Raw genomic sequence first — 13,805 nt, 5'->3', positions numbered from 1 at the left:
AGCCGACTTATGAGAACCATCGAGTCCGCAATCGCGGTTCACTTCTTCAGCGACGCTCCAGATGCAACGCATGGACTGGTCGAGAACGCCCGCCTTTTTGATCTCTGCGATTCGCAAAGGGCCGCACGCCCCTATCCCCATGCCCGAGCTGCGCTCACGATTGAAGGCGACACGGCTCCTATTTCCTCATTGCCGGGAGCAAGCCTGGGAGCAGGCCCGTTCATCCCTCGCCGGTCATGGGAGGGCTCTCCGGACGAACGCCGCTACACTCACCTCCTTTTGGCGTTGACCAATGCGAAGCCCGGCCAGGATGAGGCGTTTGATTCCTGGTATTGGGACCAGCACTTTCCTGACGGCCTGCGCCTGCCAGGGTGCTACGCGGGGCGCCGCTACGCCTTGGCAAGCGGTGCCAAGGGCCCGTTCCGTCACTTGGCCATCTACCAGTTCGACCTGCCCGACATCGGGGAAGCTGTTGACGCCATCGCTGCACGCAGCGGAACGCCGGACATGCCCCTGACCGATACGATCTCTTCGGTGTTTCAGGCCTGGTTCGTGGAACCCACAGGTGCCTGGAACTGTCCCGCATTGGTCTGAGCTGCCAATCTGCGAAAGGCTGGCAGCCCCTTCCAGATGAGCGCAATCGCGACAAGAGAACTCGCAGTTGTGACGACGGCAAGGGACGCCCCGATCTTGAGCGGATCACCAAAGACTTTTTCGGTCAGAAAAGCCGTCAGGAAAGGCCCAATCGCCATGCCGACAATATTGGCCATCATGAAATAGATCGCGACAATCAGGCCCCGCATCCGGCGGGGCGCGAGCAATTGAATTGTCGCTCCCTGCAACCCGCCCTGGAAAAGCATGACGAATAGTCCCGGAACCAGCATGCTGGCCGCCATCACCCCATCTGAAGACAGGTAGACCAGAGCAAAAAACGGAATCTGCATGGCAAGCGATGCCATGACAATGCGAGGCGCCGCATCGATCACAGAACGAGTGAAGAGGCGATCAGCGAGCCAGCCCCCCGCCAGCAGGCCTGCCGTGCCGCACAATCCCATCCCTACGCCGAACAAGATTCCGACCTCTGACTGCGCCATGCCGTGCACGCGCATGAAATAGGTTGGGCCCCAAAAAACCGCACCAATCGCGGCCATGGACATGATCGCATAACCGCTCAGGATGAACCCATAGGCGCCGATATTCTCGCGGATGTGGGCGGCGACGGCTGGCAGGCTGGGCGCCACCCCTTCGTTGTTTTCACCCGTCCGGCGCGGCTCACGAATCGTGAAAACCAACAGGATGAAAGGCAGTCCGAGCAAGCCTATCAGGACAAACCCTGCGCGCCACCCGCCTGTACTATCGGGCAGGCTGAATATGTTCAGCGCGTCCGAATGCGCCACGACCATCCCAACGACATATGTCGCCAATCCGCTGCCAAGTGTGATGCCCAAAGTGTAGATGCTTGTCGCGAGCGCCAGTTGCGCCGGGGGAAAATAGCTCGAGATGAGCGAGTAGGATGTCGGTGACAGTGTTGCCTCACCAAGGCCGACCAGAATGCGCGCCAGCAAAAGCGTGCCGAATCCGGTCGCCAGGCCCGAGGCCGATGTTGCCGCGCACCATAATATCATTCCGACAATGATGAGAAGCGGCCGGTTCCCGGTGTCAGCAAGACGGCCGAGAACGATGCCGGCCGTCGTGTACAACATGACGAAGGCCAGCCCGATCAGCAGGCTGATCTGTACCTCGGACAGGCCGAGATCGCTCCTGATTGGGTCCACAGCAAGACTGAGCGCAATCCTGTCCATGAACGCGATGATGTAGGCTGCCAGGAGCACGCCGAGCACGTAATACGAGTAAGCAGTCGACTTCGTGCGATGATCCATCCCCGTCCCCCCCAGATCGTCCCTCCACAGGACTTTCCGACAGCTTAGACGGCGCAAATCTTTCGTAAAGTTATTTTACGTTCTTTTGTGCTCTCTTTGTCGGGGCGTCCCGCTGGCTCGACGAGCGGTTCGGTGCACGGCTCCGCTTGGGGGCGGATTTCAAAAGAAGCGCCGCGAAAGTCCTGGACGGACCTGTGCCGACGCCAGCAACAACCGGAGCCCCCCATTCCTGGTCAAGCGCGGCCCGAAGCTTGGCCATATTGGCCTTTCCGATACGGGTCGTGAGGATGCTGGTCAGCCTGTCGACGATTTTCTGGGCATCGCCGCGCATCGCAGTTCCCATGGCTGTCAGTTGCACGATCCGGATGCGGCCATCGTCGGGGTCGTCGACCAACTCGAAAACACCCCTGTCGACCAGGGACGCGATGGTGTGGTGCACGGCCTGGCGGGTCAGGCGAAGGCTCCTGGCAATATCGGTCGGCCTGACAATGTCCATCTGGACATGCATCATCACCATGGATTCAGGACGGGTGAGTTGTGGCCACCCCAGATCACGCAGGCTCAGCTGGAGACTTTCATCGAACCATTCGAACGCCTCTAGCAGACCGACGATGAGATAGGGGTTATTCATGGGGCCACCTCGTAGCTGGGCCCTGTCTTTACCGTAAGTTCGCCGCGATTGCCAAGCGGATCAGGATCGCAATCTGCAGGAGGTCAGGTGGTGCGTTCGGTGCGAGCAGAATAGATGTCGCGAAGCGGTCCTTTCAAAATCTTGCCCGCCGCGCTCCTTGGCAGGGGCTCGGAACGAATTTCTATACTCTTCGGGCATTTGTAGCCTGCAATGTGTTGCCGGCAGAAATCCGCCACTTCTTTCGCGGTCGGCGCATTCTTTCCTTCACGCAGCACGATCACGGCGTGGACACGCTCTCCCCATTTTTCGTCCGGCACGCCGATCACAGCTGCCTCCGCAATGTCCGGGTGCCAATTCAGCGCATTCTCTACTTCCTGCGAGTACACGTTTTCCGCCCCGGTGATGATCATGTCCTTCAGGCGGTCGGTTATATAAATATAACCGGCCTCGTCCATGTACCCGGCGTCGCCCGTGTGCAGCCAACCGGCGCGCTTGACCTGTGCGGTCTCTTCGGGACGGTTCCAATAGCCCATCATGACATTGTCTCCGCGCCCCACGATCTCGCCTGTGACCCCGCGAGGAACTTCCGCACCTGTTTTGTCGACGACCCGGATTTCGTAGCCGGGACAGACCTTTCCGACTGACGCCAGAACATGATCCGGCGCATCTCGATGCGCGCGTGGGGACAGGAATGTCGCTGCCGGCATCTCGGTCTGACCAAAGCCCTGGATAAAATCGACGGCCGGGAAACGCGCCCGCGCCTCAACATACTTGCTGACCGGCATCGCCGAGCCACCATAGCCCAAAAGACGCAGCGCGCTCAGGTCAAGCGTGTCCACGAGCGGTGATTGCACCATCTGGTCGATGATCGCCGGAACCGTGAAGCAATGTGTCACGCCATGCTCTGCCATCGCCCCCAGAAGATTCTGTCCGTCAAATCTCTGCACAAAGACATGCGTGCCGCCCGACAGGGTGCAGAACAGGATGCCGATGTCTGCAAGGTGGAACATGGGAGACGCATGCAAATTGACGCAAGACTCATCGAATGGAATGACCGCCATGAGATTCATGGCTGTCGTGCACAGGTTATCGTGGCTCAGCATGACCCCTTTGGGCAAACCTGTGGTGCCACCTGTATAGAATATGCCCGCCAGACTCGCGCGCTCTGCAACGCACTCATCCATCCGATCACCATTCAGGGCCGCATAAGGCAAACTGCCCTTCTGTTCTTCATCCATCGGCAAGAGATGCGTCACCGCGCCTGCGGCCTTGAGCCTGCGGGCCGTCTCGTCAAAATCGCGGCCGTAAAGAAGCAGGCCAACACCCGCATCACGCAGCTGGAAATCAAGTTCGGCAACTGCCAATCTCGTATTGAGCGGGACCATCACGCCGCCTGCCCACGGAATGGCGAAGTAGGCCTGGAAAAATCGGTCACTATTGTTGGACAGAATTGCGACGCGGTCGCCCTTGGCAACGCCGATTGTGCGAAGCGCGCCGGCAATCCGGGACACGCGCTGCAGGATATCATCCCAGGAATGAGTGCGTTCGCCATCGATGGTGGCGACCCCTTCCGACCTCACTGTTGCTGCCCTGACCAAGGCCTGTGTAATTCGCATTTCGCCTGCCTTCTATCAATCAGCCAATCAAACCCGCTGCGATCGGGCCCTCAGTTCGTGGACGAGTTGCGGGTCCAAAACAGTTCCCCGCCGCACCCTTTTCAAATGACCCCGCCTGCCTCCAGCGTGCGAAGATCCGATGCGTCAATTCCAAGCTCCGTATATATTTCTGCATTATGTTGGCCGGGCCTGGTTGGTGCCGAACGCCGAATCCGGCTCGGTGTGTCGGACAGGACGGGAACGCAGTTCTGCATCTTTATCGAGCCATGTACGGCGTGTGGAACCGATACCACGGCTTGCCGCGCTGCGATGTGAGGATCAGATACAATGTCGGCGGGGGAATAAACGCGACCGGCAGGAATTGCGTTGTCGATCATCTTCTCCTCAAGCTCGGCGATCAGGAACTGCCCCGTCCATGCTGAGACGATTCCATCCAGGTCCGACTGGTGGCGTCCACGCGACACATGATCGGCGAACCTCGGATCCCGGGCGAGTTCCGGCTGTCCCATCGTGTCGCACAATCGCGCAAATATGCCGTCGGCATTGGCTGCAATCATGTATTCTCCATCACGACAAGGATAGACATTGGACGGCGCAATCCCGGGAAGTATGGACCCGGACCTTTGGCGAACAAGGCCCGACACATCATACTCCGCGATCTGGCTCTCCATCACCTGCAGGACGCACTCATAAAGCGCGACATCAATTATCTGACCGCGCCCCGTGCGAGTTCTCGCATGCAGGGCTGCCAATACACCCATGCACCCGAATGTCGCTCCCAACGTGTCGCCGATCGACACTCCCATCCGGCTGGGCGGCCGGTCGGGTTCGCCAACGATCGCGCGCCATCCCCCCATCGCTTCGGCGACACCACCAAATCCGGGCCGTGATGCATAGGGGCCCGTCTGACCATAGCCGGACATTCGCACTATGATGAGCCGGGGATTCCCCTCCAGAAGCTGCTCGGGGCCCAATCCCCAGGACTCCAGCTTTCCTGGCCGAAAGTTTTCGATGACAATGTCGGCCTCTGCCACAAGCTTGCGCACCAGGTCCTGGCCTTCCGCACGCCGAAGATCTGCTGTGACAGAGCGCTTGTTGCGCGCAATCACGTCCCACCAGACCTTGTGCTCCCCGCTGCCCCAATTGCGCATTGGATCACCCCCACCGGGGGCCTCAACCTTGACCACGTCTGCGCCCATGTCGCCCAGCAGCTGGCCGCAGAAGGGCCCTGCTATGAGTTGCCCCAGTTCAATGACTTTTAATCCCGCAAGGGCGCCCTCTCGATCCATCGACCGGCTCCTGAAGTTCTCGTTGACATGGGACAAGGGTTAAGGACGCACGCGCCCGCGCTTGTTCACGGCATCCGCTCCAAACTTCTGGTTCTTGACCTCGCGGGTCCGCTCTGACCATTCGCGAAGCGCTTCGCCCAGAGACGCCCGCTCATCTTCGAAGATCTTGTCGTGGTCTGGAGCGCGGCACGTCACCTCGATCTGGATTCCATTGGGATCGTACATGTAGATCGACTTGACGAAGCCGTGGTCCACAGGGCCGAGCGCCGATACGCCATGCTTGTTTATCCGGTCCTGCATTTCCAGCATCTCGGCTTCGTCTGCGACCTCAAAGGCCCAATGCATGTCGAAGCTCGGCTTCCGCTTGAACCAATCTGGATCCGCCGATCCGGGCGCATCGAAGAAGGCAATATATTCACCATTCTTCATGCGGAAAAATATATGCAGGTAAGGGTCAATCTCTCCCGTCCCCGGTACGGTCTCGATCATGACCGCACCTTCAGTTTTCAATCCAAGTACGTCTTCATAGAACCAGCGAGTCTGCTCGGCATCCCTGCACCTGAAAGCGCCATGATGAACGCCTAGAATTGGGCTGCTATGACTTTGATGCGTCATTCTATCCCCGCGGTTGAGCATTGTCTTCGGAATAGCGATGATTGCCGGATACGTTTTTGTCAATAGTTTTGACGATTATTTTCCGTGCAATCATGGCTCCTGCACGTGGCTTCACGCCGCAAATGTGTGGAAAACACGCGGCGTTGTTCTCTTCAATTCCTGGGTAGTTGCTGGGCTGCGGTCACAATCACGCGAACACCCCTTTGATTTCCACAGGCCAGCAGATGCCAGGCGTCGGGCATAACATCCCATTCGCCTAGTGCGTGTCGGCGGGGCGATGCACCGGCCTCGCGCTGCATCCCGCGCACTACAATTGCGAGTGCAGCTGATAGCCTTCACGATAGTACAGCTGCATCGTCGTAATGAACTCGCCGGCAAGTGACGTTGTCCGATCGATCACGAAAACCGCTGCGCCTTCACGCGCCCCGAGTGCCTCTGCCACATCCTTGCCGGCGTTCACGGCACAGAACACGACATCGCCTGACGAAAACGGCACCGTCTGCACCAGCCACTCATTGGCGCTGATCTCGTCAAGCGGCGCATCGAGAATGGCGGGGACCGCGCGCGTGTTCACCCAGCGGGTTTCGAAGGCGAATGGCCGGTCGTCCGCGAGATGGACCGTATCGAGCTGCAGCGACTTGGTTCCCGGCGCCAGGCCCAGCCGCTTTTGCACGGCGGTCGGCGGGGCCTTCTCGACCCTCCGGGTGACCTGATGGCGATACACGCTGCCAAGCGCCTCGACCTGCTCGCGCACGACCGGAATATTGAACTTCGCCTGGCGGACCGGCATGTCGCACACGCGCGTGCCCCCCTTGCGCTTCCGGATGACAACGCCATCGTTCGCCAGCCCCTGCAGCGCGCGATTGATCGTCGTGCGGGCACAGCCATACTCGTCCGCCAGCATGGCCTCGCCCGGGATAAGCTCGCCCAGCGCCCACTCACCGGTCTGAATTCGATCGAGAATGGCCTGGCGAATCGTATGGTGTGAATGGCTGCTCATAGGGCCCCTCTCAAACGGAAAATCGTCTGCGCAAAGGCGCGCGCGATTTTCTCGCGGTGAACATGCTTCCCGCCGCTGACCATGTGGCGCCCGGCCGCCCACACGTCGCTGACGACATCTTCCGATCCGGCAAAGACCCACGCATCCAGCACCGCGTCCTGCTTGAGCCCGCAGACCGCATGATGGTCGTCATGGAGCGCCACCAGGTCCGCCAGCGCACCGACCTCGATGCGCCCCCCGTCGCGACCGATCGCCTGCGCCGAGCCGCGTGCCGCGCGCTCATAGAGGTACCGCCCGTTCGACGGCGTGGCGGCATCGGTCAGGATCACCCGCCGCCTGTCGCGCAGCCTTTGCGACACTTCCAGCATGCGCAGCTCTTCTGCCAGCGCGATCCGCACGTTCGAGTCGGAACCGATCCCGAACCGGCCGCCCGCCTGGAAAAACCGCGCCCCGTCGAATATGCCGTCGCCCAGATTGGCTTCGGTGATCGGACACAGGCCGGCGACGGCGCCCGACCGCGCGAGATCCACCGTTTCGGACGGGTCCATCTGTGTCGCGTGAATGAAGCACCAGCGCTCGTCCACCGGCATGTTGTCCAGAAGCCACCGGACAGGGCGCGCGCCCAGCGCCTCCAGCACTTCCTCGACTTCACCGACCTGCTCTGCCGCATGGATGTGCACCGGCCTGCCCAGCGCCAGCGTCACCACCGCGCTCAACCCTTCGCGCGAAACCGCACGCAGGGAATGCGGCGCTACACCCAGCACATGATCATCCGGCACCTGTGCGAAGTGCCGGGCCAGCCGCGAATGCAAATCCTGGAATGCGTCGAGGTCACACCCGAAGCGCAACTGCCCGCCCTCAAGCGCACGCCCGTCCAGGCCGCCCTGCATGTACAGCACAGGCAAGTGCGTGAATCCGATTCCGGTCAGCCGGGCAGCCTCCATATGGCGAAGAGAGGTTTCCTCAACTTGCGCATAGGCCTGCCCTCCCGGCGCATGGTGAAGGTAATGAAACTCCGCCTGGGCAGCGAAGCCCGCTTCCAGCATCTCCATCTGAACCTGCGCCGCGATCACCTCGATATCGTCCGGCAAGAGGATGTCGAGGAACCGGTACATGACCTTCCGCCACGTCCAGAAGTCATCGGTCGCCGTCGGCCCGCGCGTTTCGGCCAGTCCCGCCATCGCTCTCTGGAAACTGTGACTGTGCACATTCGACAGCGCGGGAAGCAGGATTCCAATTGTCTGGTCTGCAGTTGGGCCCGCATCGGATATCGCTGAAATCAGGCCGTCATCGCCGATTTCCAGCATCGCATCCTGCCGCCAGCCATCAGCGGTCAGCATCTGTTTCGCAGCTATTCTGATCGGCATCCGGCTTGCGTCCAAGATTATTATGTGCATACAACATATCGAATTATGGCTGTTGTGCAAGAACGATGACGCAAACCAGATTTTTCTCTGACTGCACCCTGGCCTCGATGAAAAAGGGGGTGCCAGACTACGGCCTTGTCTCTGATGCCGCCTTCGCCGTGCGGAATGGCCGTATCATCTGGGCAGGCGAATTGGCGCACAGGCCGCCGGAGACTCGGCATGCCACGGCGGAGCGCCTCGGGGGTCGCCTCGTGACGCCCGCCCTCATCGACTGTCACACGCACCTGGTCTTCGGCGGCAACCGCGCCCGCGAATTCGAACAGCGCTTGCGTGGCGCCAGTTATGAAGAGATCGCGCGCAGTGGCGGCGGAATCGTGTCGACCGTCACGGCAACGCGTACCGCCACTTTTGACGCACTCGTCGAACAGTCATTGCGCCGCCTCGACGCCTTGCTCCGGGAAGGCGTTGCCGTTGTTGAAATAAAATCCGGCTACGGACTGACAATTGAAGACGAAATGCGCATGCTGCGTGTCGCCCGTCACCTGGAAACGCTGCGCCCCGTCAAGATCATGACAACATGGCTCGCAGCGCACGCAATCCCCGTTGAATATGCGGGCCGGCCGGACGCCTACATTGACGAGATCGCAGTCCCCGGCCTTGGCCAGGCGGCCGCCGAAGGCCTTGTCGATGCCGTCGATGGCTTCTGCGAAAACATCGCGTTCACGCCTGCCCAGATCGAACGTGTCTTCAAGGCCGCGTCCTCACTGGGCCTCCCGGTCAAACTTCACGCCGAGCAGCTCTCGGATCAGAAAGGCGCGCTGTTGGCCGCCCGCTATTCGGCGCTCTCGGCCGACCACCTGGAATACCTCGCCGACACGGACGTCGAGGCCTTTGCCGCTGCCGGCACGGTTGCCGTGCTGCTTCCCGGCGCGTTCTACACGCTGAAGGAAACCCGGCTGCCACCGATCGACGCCCTGCGCCACCATGGGGTCGATATCGCCATTGCAACCGACTGCAATCCGGGCAGTTCGCCCATCTCATCCATCCTGACAGCCATGAACATGGCCTGCACCGAGTTTACGCTGACGCCTGAAGAGGCACTCGCCGGCGCGACACGCTGTGCGGCCAGGGCGCTGGGGCTGGCTGGCGAGTATGGCGAGATTGCAGTCGGCGCCCGGGCAGAACTGGCAGTCTGGGATGCCGGGCACCCTTCGGAACTTTCATACTGGATGGGCGGCTCTCCGCTCTACAAACGCCTCTCGCACGGGATTTCAACATGACGATTTCACTGAATCCCGGCCACGTTTCGTTCGGCGATCTCGAAGCGATCTACCGGCAGGGCGGTGCTTTCCAGCTCGATCAGTCCGCCTATGCGCGTGTCGCGGAATCGGCCGCCACGCTGGCCGACCGGATCAAGGGCGGCGATGCCATCTACGGCGTGAACACCGGGTTCGGAAAGCTCGCCTCGATCCGCATCAGCGACGACAAGCTTGCGGCGCTCCAGAAAAACCTTGTGCGCTCGCATTGTGCGGGTGTCGGTGATCCGCTCCCTGCCAATGTCGTCCACCTGGTCATGGCCCTCAAATGCATTTCCCTCGGACGCGGCGCATCGGGCGTTCGCCCCGAACTCATTCACCTGATCCAGGACATGGCAAAAGCCGGCATATTGCCCGTCATCCCGGCCAAGGGGTCAGTCGGTGCATCCGGCGACCTCGCCCCGCTCGCCCATATGGCCGCCAGCCTGATTGGTGAAGGTGACGTGCTGTATCGCGGTGAGCGAATGCCTTCGGGAAAGGCACTGCAGGCTGAAGGCATCGCGCCCATCGACCTGCAGGCCAAGGAAGGGCTCGCGCTGCTCAATGGCACGCAGGTATCAACTGCACTCGCGCTCGCCGGATTGTTCGGAGCCTGGCGCCTGGCGGTATCGTCCCTCACAACGGCGGCGCTTTCCATAGACGCCGCCATGGGGTCCAGCGCACCGTTCAGCGACGAAATCCATCAACTGCGCGGGCATCGCGGACAGATCGACAGTGCCCGTCGCCTGCGCGAACTCCTTCAGGGATCCGAGATCCGCGAGAGCCACATGAGCGGCGACGAGCGGGTCCAGGACCCGTACTGCCTGAGATGCGCCCCGCAGGTTATCGGCGCCTGCCTCGATCAGTTCCGTCAGGTCGGCGCGACCTTGCAGATCGAGGCCAACGCCGCGACCGACAATCCCCTCGTCCTGTCGAATGGCGAAATCGTCTCGGGCGGGAACTTCCATGCCGAACCGGTTGCCCTCGCAGCCGACCAGACCGCCATCGCCATTTCCGAGATCGGCAGCATTGCCCAGCGACGGATTGCCATGCTGGTTGACCCCGCTCTCAGCTTTGGCCTCCCGGCCTTCCTTGCGCCCGACCCGGGCCTCAAATCCGGACTGATGATCGCCGAAGTCACGTCCGCGGCCCTGATGAGCGAGAACAAGTCGCTCTCGAATCCGCGCTCGGTCGATTCCACGCCAACGTCAGCCAATCAGGAAGATCATGTTTCCATGGCCTGTCACGCTGCGCGCCGCCTGCTCGAGATGAACGCCAATCTGGCCGGCATTCTCGGCATTGAAGCCATGTGCGGTGCGCAGGGCATCGAACTGCGCGCCCCCCTGAAAACCAGCGAGCGCCTGACAAGCGTGATCAGCACTATCCGGCAACACTGCGCCGCGCTCGATGACGACCGCATGGTCAGCGCCGACATCCAGGCCCTCGCGCGCCTTGTCCACGACAGCGGAGCGCTCAGTGAGGTGAACGGTGGAGTGTCTTCAATCGGACTGATGGCATGAACCCGGTCACCGTCATCCGCGGCACAGGGCCGATCATTCTGGGCCAGCCTCATTCGGGAACCCATGTTCCGGACGATATCTTCGCCCGGCTCAATGACCTTGGCCAGCAATTGCGCGATACCGACTGGCACGTGCCACGGCTCTATGACGGCCTGCTGGCCAATGTCACGATCGTACGGGCCAATTTCAGCCGCTACGTGATTGATGCCAATCGCGACCCCAGCGGCACCAGTCTCTATCCCGGCCAGAACACCACCGAACTCGTGCCCACCAGCACGTTTGACAACGAACTCATCTGGCACACCAATCCGACAGAAGCAGACATCGCGCATCGCCTCGAATCATACCACCGCGCCTATCACGCAGCGCTGGAAGCCGAGATCGCCCGTGTAAAAGCCGATCACGGCCTGGCCGTCCTTTATGACTGCCACTCCATCCGATCCAGAATCCCCCACCTGTTCGACAACCAGCTGCCAGACCTGAATATCGGCAACAATGGCGGACAGACCTGCGCCCCTGCCATCACGTCCGCCGTCACAGCCGCCTGCGCTCAATCGCCCACATACAGCCACGTCGTGAATGGCCGCTTCAAGGGCGGCTGGACAACGCGCCACTATGGCCGCCCGGAAGACGGCGTGCACGCCATCCAGATGGAACTGGCCCAGCGCTGCTATCTCGCATCGGAAGCGCCGCCCTTTGCCTATGACGCGAGCCGCGCGAACACCCTGCGACAGCTGCTGGGCACCATCCTGACCGCCGTCGAAGACACGGTGAAATCAAGCCTCATGACGGAGATCTGACATGGACAAGCCCCTGAAGAACCGACGCGACATCAAGAGCCCGACAGGCCCGGACCTCAACTGCCTGTCCTGGAGCACCGAAGCGCCCTTCCGGATGATCCAGAACAACCTGGACCGCGACGTGGCAGAAAACCCGGACGAGCTTGTCGTCTATGGCGGGATCGGCCGGGCAGCGCGCACATGGGCAGACTTCGACAGGATTACAGAAACTCTCAAGACGCTGACAGACGAGGAGACCCTTCTGGTCCAGTCCGGCAAGCCCGTCGGCGTCTTTCGTACGCACAAGGATGCCCCGCGCGTCCTGATTGCCAATTCCAACCTCGTGCCACACTGGGCGACCTGGGACCATTTCAACGAACTCGATAAGAAAGGCCTGATGATGTACGGCCAGATGACGGCCGGCTCATGGATCTATATCGGTACGCAGGGGATTGTTCAGGGCACGTATGAAACATTCGTGGAGGCCGGGCGCCAGCACTATGATGGCAACCTGAAGGGCAAGTGGATCCTCACTGGCGGCCTCGGCGGCATGGGCGGCGCCCAACCTCTCGCAGCTGCCATGGCAGGGGCCTGCTGCCTCGCCGTCGAATGCAACCCGGACAGCATCGATTTCCGCCTGCGCACAAAGTATCTCGATGAGAAAACCGACAGTCTCGACGAAGCGCTCGCCCTGATCGAGACGTGGACTGCGGCGGGCGAGGCCAAATCCGTCGGCCTTTGCGGCAACGCGGCAGACATCTTTCCCGAACTGGTCCGCCGCGGTATTCGCCCGGACCTTGTCACGGACCAGACCTCTGCCCACGATCCCATCAACGGCTACCTGCCCATCGGTTGGACCATAGGCGAATGGAAGGAGAAGCAGGAAAGCGATCCGAAAGCTGTCGAACGCGCCGCCTGCGCCTCGATGAAAATACAGGTCCAGGCCATGCTGGATTTCTGGAACGCGGGCGTCCCGACACTCGACTATGGCAACAATATCCGACAGGTCGCCTTCAATGCGGGCCTCGAAAACGCCTTTGATTTTCCGGGCTTCGTTCCCGCCTATATCCGCCCGCTATTCTGCCGGGGCGTGGGGCCGTTTCGCTGGGTCGCGTTGTCGGGCGATCCGGAAGACATCTACAAGACGGACCAGAAGGTGAAGGAGCTGATGCCGGACGACACCCACCTGCACCGGTGGCTCGACATGGCCCGCGACCGGATTGCCTTCCAGGGCCTGCCGGCCCGCATCTGCTGGGTCGGCCTGGGCGACCGTCACCGGCTGGGCCTGGCCTTCAACGACATGGTCGCCAGCGGCGAATTGAGCGCCCCTGTCGTGATCGGCCGGGATCACCTCGACAGCGGATCGGTTGCCAGCCCCAACCGCGAAACCGAAGCCATGAAGGACGGCTCCAGCGCTGTCTCCGACTGGCCGCTCCTGAATGCGCTTCTCAACACCGCGTCCGGCGCGACATGGGTCAGCCTGCATCATGGTGGCGGGGTCGGCATGGGCTATTCCCAGCATGCCGGCATGGTCATCGTCGCTGACGGCACGGAAGACGCGGCCCGCCGCATCGAGCGCGTGCTGTGGAACGATCCGGCATCCGGCGTCATGCGCCACGCCGATGCGGGATACGAAGACGCGCTCGCCTGCGCCCGCGAGAAAGGGCTCCGACTGCCCGGCATCATGGATCCCGTGACAGGCCTCTAGGAAGCGGGCTGATCCCCCGGGCGCCACGCGGCACCGGCCAACATCCCAACAAGCGATCGCCGTCATATCGGGCGAACGGCGAATGGATGCGGTGAAATCCTCGAG

At 61.4% G+C, this 13,805-nt stretch carries 12 protein-coding genes; 5 read left to right on the top strand and 7 right to left on the bottom strand.

The window, feature by feature from the left end; genetic code table 11:
• Window positions 1-9 precede the first annotated feature (9 nt).
• Complete coding sequence (locus tag HJO_RS18460; protein WP_156945729.1) at window positions 10-594, top strand: hypothetical protein; 585 nt, start codon at window positions 10-12, stop codon at window positions 592-594.
• Here the strand turns inward: HJO_RS18460 and HJO_RS15090 are convergent.
• The 7 genes from HJO_RS15090 to HJO_RS15060 all read right to left on the bottom strand — a co-directional run bounded on the left by HJO_RS15090 (window position 540) and on the right by HJO_RS15060 (window position 8,398).
• Window positions 540-1,880, bottom strand: coding sequence for a spinster family MFS transporter (locus tag HJO_RS15090; protein WP_035618551.1), 1,341 nt, complete (start codon window positions 1,878-1,880; stop codon window positions 540-542). The two genes, HJO_RS18460 and HJO_RS15090, sit on opposite strands and share 55 nt — an antisense overlap.
• A gap of 70 nt (window positions 1,881-1,950) precedes the next feature.
• Window positions 1,951-2,511: a MarR family winged helix-turn-helix transcriptional regulator gene (locus tag HJO_RS15085; RefSeq protein WP_051618675.1), complete on the bottom strand. Its 561-nt coding sequence runs from the start codon at window positions 2,509-2,511 to the stop codon at window positions 1,951-1,953.
• 83 nt (window positions 2,512-2,594) lie between these two features.
• Window positions 2,595-4,127, bottom strand: coding sequence for a class I adenylate-forming enzyme family protein (locus tag HJO_RS15080; protein ID WP_035618548.1), 1,533 nt, complete (start codon window positions 4,125-4,127; stop codon window positions 2,595-2,597).
• A gap of 101 nt (window positions 4,128-4,228) precedes the next feature.
• Window positions 4,229-5,416 carry a CaiB/BaiF CoA transferase family protein gene (locus tag HJO_RS15075; protein WP_035618544.1) on the bottom strand — a complete coding sequence of 396 codons (1,188 nt, stop codon included), beginning with the start codon at window positions 5,414-5,416 and terminating at the stop codon, window positions 4,229-4,231.
• Window positions 5,417-5,455: 39 nt separating this feature from the next.
• On the bottom strand, window positions 5,456-6,031 hold the full coding sequence (locus tag HJO_RS15070) for a VOC family protein (protein ID WP_051618674.1): 576 nt from the start codon (window positions 6,029-6,031) through the stop codon (window positions 5,456-5,458).
• 307 nt (window positions 6,032-6,338) lie between these two features.
• Window positions 6,339-7,031, bottom strand: a complete 693-nt coding sequence (locus HJO_RS15065) for a GntR family transcriptional regulator (protein WP_035618541.1) — start codon at window positions 7,029-7,031, stop codon at window positions 6,339-6,341.
• Window positions 7,028-8,398 (bottom strand): formimidoylglutamate deiminase, encoded by a 1,371-nt coding sequence (locus HJO_RS15060; protein WP_035618538.1) that lies wholly within the window; start codon window positions 8,396-8,398, stop codon window positions 7,028-7,030. The genes HJO_RS15065 and HJO_RS15060 overlap by 4 nt, the downstream gene beginning before the upstream one ends.
• Window positions 8,399-8,463: 65 nt before the next feature.
• Here HJO_RS15060 and hutI point away from each other — a divergent pair, with 65 nt between their 5' ends.
• From hutI to hutU, 4 genes are read left to right on the top strand one after another with little or no spacing between them, the layout of a single operon-like run.
• Window positions 8,464-9,678 carry an imidazolonepropionase gene (gene hutI / locus HJO_RS15055; RefSeq protein WP_035618530.1) on the top strand — a complete coding sequence of 405 codons (1,215 nt, stop codon included), beginning with the start codon at window positions 8,464-8,466 and terminating at the stop codon, window positions 9,676-9,678.
• Window positions 9,675-11,213 carry a histidine ammonia-lyase gene (hutH, locus tag HJO_RS15050; RefSeq protein ID WP_035618527.1) on the top strand — a complete coding sequence of 513 codons (1,539 nt, stop codon included), beginning with the start codon at window positions 9,675-9,677 and terminating at the stop codon, window positions 11,211-11,213. Before hutI ends, hutH begins: the two co-directional genes overlap by 4 nt.
• A complete protein-coding gene (hutG, locus tag HJO_RS15045; RefSeq protein WP_035618524.1) occupies window positions 11,210-12,013 on the top strand; it encodes an N-formylglutamate deformylase in 804 nt (267 codons plus the stop codon). Before hutH ends, hutG begins: the two co-directional genes overlap by 4 nt.
• Before the next feature lies 1 nt (window position 12,014).
• Window positions 12,015-13,700: a urocanate hydratase gene (gene hutU / locus HJO_RS15040; RefSeq protein ID WP_035618522.1), complete on the top strand. Its 1,686-nt coding sequence runs from the start codon at window positions 12,015-12,017 to the stop codon at window positions 13,698-13,700.
• The last annotated feature ends 105 nt before the right edge of the window (window positions 13,701-13,805 follow it).

The organism is Hyphomonas johnsonii MHS-2, from assembly GCF_000685275.1.
Lineage (GTDB): Bacteria > Pseudomonadota > Alphaproteobacteria > Caulobacterales > Hyphomonadaceae > Hyphomonas > Hyphomonas johnsonii.
Note: the sequence above shows the minus strand (reverse complement) of the source record. Positions and strands in the feature narration are given on the sequence as shown.

Bases quoted from the DNA above. Each gene is read 5' to 3' on its own strand.
- HJO_RS18460 (WP_156945729.1), top strand. From the start codon at position 10: ATGAGAACCATCGAGTCCGCAATCGCGGTTCACTTCTTCAGCGACGCT.
- HJO_RS15090 (WP_035618551.1), bottom strand. From the start codon at position 1,880: ATGGATCATCGCACGAAGTCGACTGCTTACTCGTATTACGTGCTCGGC.
- HJO_RS15085 (WP_051618675.1), bottom strand. From the start codon at position 2,511: ATGAATAACCCCTATCTCATCGTCGGTCTGCTAGAGGCGTTCGAATGG.
- HJO_RS15080 (WP_035618548.1), bottom strand. From the start codon at position 4,127: ATGCGAATTACACAGGCCTTGGTCAGGGCAGCAACAGTGAGGTCGGAA.
- HJO_RS15075 (WP_035618544.1), bottom strand. From the start codon at position 5,416: ATGGATCGAGAGGGCGCCCTTGCGGGATTAAAAGTCATTGAACTGGGG.
- HJO_RS15070 (WP_051618674.1), bottom strand. From the start codon at position 6,031: ATGACGCATCAAAGTCATAGCAGCCCAATTCTAGGCGTTCATCATGGC.
- HJO_RS15065 (WP_035618541.1), bottom strand. From the start codon at position 7,031: ATGAGCAGCCATTCACACCATACGATTCGCCAGGCCATTCTCGATCGA.
- HJO_RS15060 (WP_035618538.1), bottom strand. From the start codon at position 8,398: ATGCCGATCAGAATAGCTGCGAAACAGATGCTGACCGCTGATGGCTGG.
- hutI (WP_035618530.1), top strand. From the start codon at position 8,464: ATGACGCAAACCAGATTTTTCTCTGACTGCACCCTGGCCTCGATGAAA.
- hutH (WP_035618527.1), top strand. From the start codon at position 9,675: ATGACGATTTCACTGAATCCCGGCCACGTTTCGTTCGGCGATCTCGAA.
- hutG (WP_035618524.1), top strand. From the start codon at position 11,210: ATGAACCCGGTCACCGTCATCCGCGGCACAGGGCCGATCATTCTGGGC.
- hutU (WP_035618522.1), top strand. From the start codon at position 12,015: ATGGACAAGCCCCTGAAGAACCGACGCGACATCAAGAGCCCGACAGGC.